General features: G+C 65.6%; 3 protein-coding genes, 1 tRNA gene and 1 pseudogene. 1 reads left to right on the top strand and 4 read right to left on the bottom strand.

The features are described 5' to 3' along the window. Positions 1-215: 215 nt before the first annotated feature. Positions 216-300, top strand: a tRNA-Ser gene (locus tag K8V11_RS10430). A 25-nt stretch (positions 301-325) separates the two neighbouring features. On the opposite strand, the gene K8V11_RS10425 is transcribed toward K8V11_RS10430, so the two are convergent. The 4 genes and pseudogenes from K8V11_RS10425 to K8V11_RS10410 form a co-directional block, all read right to left on the bottom strand. After that, positions 326-1,198 carry an SDR family oxidoreductase gene (locus tag K8V11_RS10425; RefSeq protein WP_303913722.1) on the bottom strand — a complete coding sequence of 291 codons (873 nt, stop codon included), beginning with the start codon at positions 1,196-1,198 and terminating at the stop codon, positions 326-328. A 198-nt stretch (positions 1,199-1,396) separates the two neighbouring features. Next, positions 1,397-1,945, bottom strand: coding sequence for a PGPGW domain-containing protein (locus K8V11_RS10420; protein WP_303913719.1), 549 nt, complete (start codon positions 1,943-1,945; stop codon positions 1,397-1,399). A gap of 64 nt (positions 1,946-2,009) precedes the next feature. Further along, positions 2,010-2,471 (bottom strand): GatB/YqeY domain-containing protein, encoded by a 462-nt coding sequence (locus tag K8V11_RS10415; protein ID WP_303913716.1) that lies wholly within the window; start codon positions 2,469-2,471, stop codon positions 2,010-2,012. Positions 2,472-2,517: 46 nt separating this feature from the next. Beyond that, positions 2,518-2,771: pseudogene (locus K8V11_RS10410) on the bottom strand (protein deglycase HchA); the annotation flags it as partial.

Raw genomic sequence — 2,771 nt, 5'->3', positions numbered from 1 at the left:
TCTGCTCGGCGGGGGAGTCGACCGTTCGTCGGGCATTGCTCACACGTCCCTTGGCGGCAGCGGCACTGCGGCCAGTCGATTATGATCTACGTCACATATCGTGTCACATATATGATTGCGCGGCAATGGCGTGGTGCTGCGGGCTTTGCGGGATTTCGTGCGTCGTCGCGCCTTCCCGTTAGGATGGCAATGCGCACGTGATTTCCACGTGCGGGGGAAGTGTGGCAGAGCGGCCGAATGCACTCGCCTTGAAAGCGAGCGAGGGTAAAACCTCCGGGGGTTCAAATCCCTCCACTTCCGCAAAATGCCTGGTCAAATGGGTTTTCTATGTTCCTTTGGAGTTACGGCGTACCTTGGGGCCCGCGCGGAACGCACGCAGGTAGCCGCCCAGCTGGCGGAGCGGTACCTTCGCGGGCCAATCGTCGGCCCGAAAAAACGCGTCCGTTCCGCCGTCGACAGTGAGGATGCTCCCGCACAGAGAGTTGGCGGCGTCGCCGAGCATGAACGTGGCCCAATCCGCAATTTTGTCGGGTGAGCCGAATTCGCGCACGGGGATCGGGAATGCGCGAACCGCGGCGCGTTGTTTCGGGTCCTCGAGTTGGGATTGGAGCAGCGGAGTCAAGACGGCTCCCGGGGCGAGTCCGTTGAGTCGAACTCCCTCGTCTGCCCAGTCCGCGCGGACTGCGGTCCGGCGAATCCAGCGCCCTACCGCGAGCTTCGAAGCTGCGTACATGATTGACGTGGCACCAGGTCCGAGCAGGCGAAGTGAGCGAAACGCCCGGCCTGCGTCTCGCTTGAGGAGGGCCCGTACGGTCCGGCCGGGAACGAGCGGAGTGGTGGTGGCCGAGTTGCTCGAAATGACGACCACTTTCGCGCCGCGCCCCGCGGCGAGAGTGGGGCGCCACGCCTCCAGCAGATCGATCACCCCGAAAAAGTTGACCTCGGCGACCAGCCTCGCGCGCGACACCGGGCCGCCTGGACCGACCCCGGCGGCCATAACCGCCCCGTCGAGCGTTCCGCCCGCAGCTCCAAGCACTGCGGAAATCGCGTGCTGACGCCCCTCAGGCCCCGAAAGATCGGCGATCACCTCTGCGTCGGCGAGATCGACGCCGATAACCTTGTGACCATCAGCCCGCAACCGTTCGGCAACGGCGTGCCCGATACCCGAGGCCGATCCCGTGACCACATAGATACCCATACGGAATCCCCTCTCCTGCTTCCGTGCCGAAGGAGTCGGCCAGACAAAGGTAGATGCTCGCGCACGGAATTCGCGCTCGTCGTTCCACCGTGGCTGAAGGGGGCGGGACTACAGCGGGCTTAGCTGTCGACCTCGGCGACCGTCACCAGGATCGGATGCCTTCGCCGCCATCGTCGGCGAAAGTCCGGGCGCAGAGGCTCAGCTGCGGGCCGGGGTGGAGCCAGTCGGGGAATGGTTGCGCTTGGGTGCGGCGCCGTCGTCCGAGGGGGAGGGACGTTCGGCGTCATACGGCACATACGGGGAACCGCGGAAACGGCGGAAGGAATAGATGAGCAGGCCGAGGGCGATCGCGGCGGAGGCGAAGAGCGTCCCCGCGGTGCCCCAGCCGCCGGGGAGCCACCATTGATCGTCGAGCGGCCACCAGCCCGGGGCGGTGCGCCATAGTCCCCAGACGAGGCCGACCGCGACGAGCGCGGCGACGCCGAGAAGCGATCCGCAGATCCGCAGCCAGGACTGCACGCCCTCGGAGGCGCCGCGAAGCGCCGCATGTTTTACCGGCGTGACGAAGCGCTGCGCCCACGTGAGTTCCTGCGAGAGCAGTGCGAGGCCGGCGAAAAGCATGAGTAGTCCCGGGCCGGGAAGTACGAGCGCGGCGATGCCGAGCACGACGAGCACCCACCCCACGATCTGCAGGGTGAGGCGTACCGCGGGATTCTGCCGCTGGGCCCAGGACTTGTGTTCGTTCATGTGAGTATTCAACGCACGATGGAGGCGAGGAGTTCCGAGAACTCGGTGGGAAGGCTCGGCGCCGCTACGCGCCGAGCGCCTTCTTGACGGCGGCGGAGAGGCGGCCACCCTCGACCTGCGCGCCCGCCTTCTGCTTGGCCGCGCCCATGACCGGGCCCATCTGCTTCATGTTCCGCTCGCCGTCGCCGACAACCTCCGCGATCGTGGACTCGACGAGGATATCGAGTTCGTTGTCGGACAGCTGCTCCGGCTGGTACTCGGTGAAGAACTCGACCTCGGACAGTTCCTTGTCGGCGAGCTCCTGGCGGCCGTTCTCCGCGTAGACCTCCGCGGATTCGCGACGCTTCTTGATCTCGCGGGCCACAACGGCGAGCACCTGCTCGTCGGTGAGCTCGTGCTTCTCACCGGAGACCTCTTCGGTCATGATCGCGGCCTTGAGCATGCGCAGCGCGGCGACCTTGTCCTTCTCGCGCGCCTTCATGGCGGCGGTCATATCGGAGACGATTCGATCCTTGAGTTCGCTCATGCAGAAGATTCTACGAGCATCACCGGCGAGGCGAGGCGCGCGGCGGCTATTCCAGTTCGCCGGCCCGTTCGAGAAGATAGTTCGCCGACATCTTTCCGAGCGTGTTCGCCGCAAGCGGGCTGTCCCCGGTGAGTAGGTTGCGGTCGCGATGCGTTGCGCCCGACATGTCGTCGTTGACGATGGTGAGTCCCTGCTTTTCCAGTTCCTCGGCGACCAGCCACGGAAGTGTGCCCGGGATGTATCCGAGCTCGATATTCTGGCCGCTGTCGAGGGCATCGGGGAACACGCAGGCGGAATAGC

It is taken from the genome of Dietzia timorensis (assembly GCF_020742175.1).
Lineage (GTDB): Bacteria > Actinomycetota > Actinomycetes > Mycobacteriales > Mycobacteriaceae > Dietzia > Dietzia timorensis_A.
This window is presented reverse-complemented; position numbering and strand designations above follow the sequence as displayed.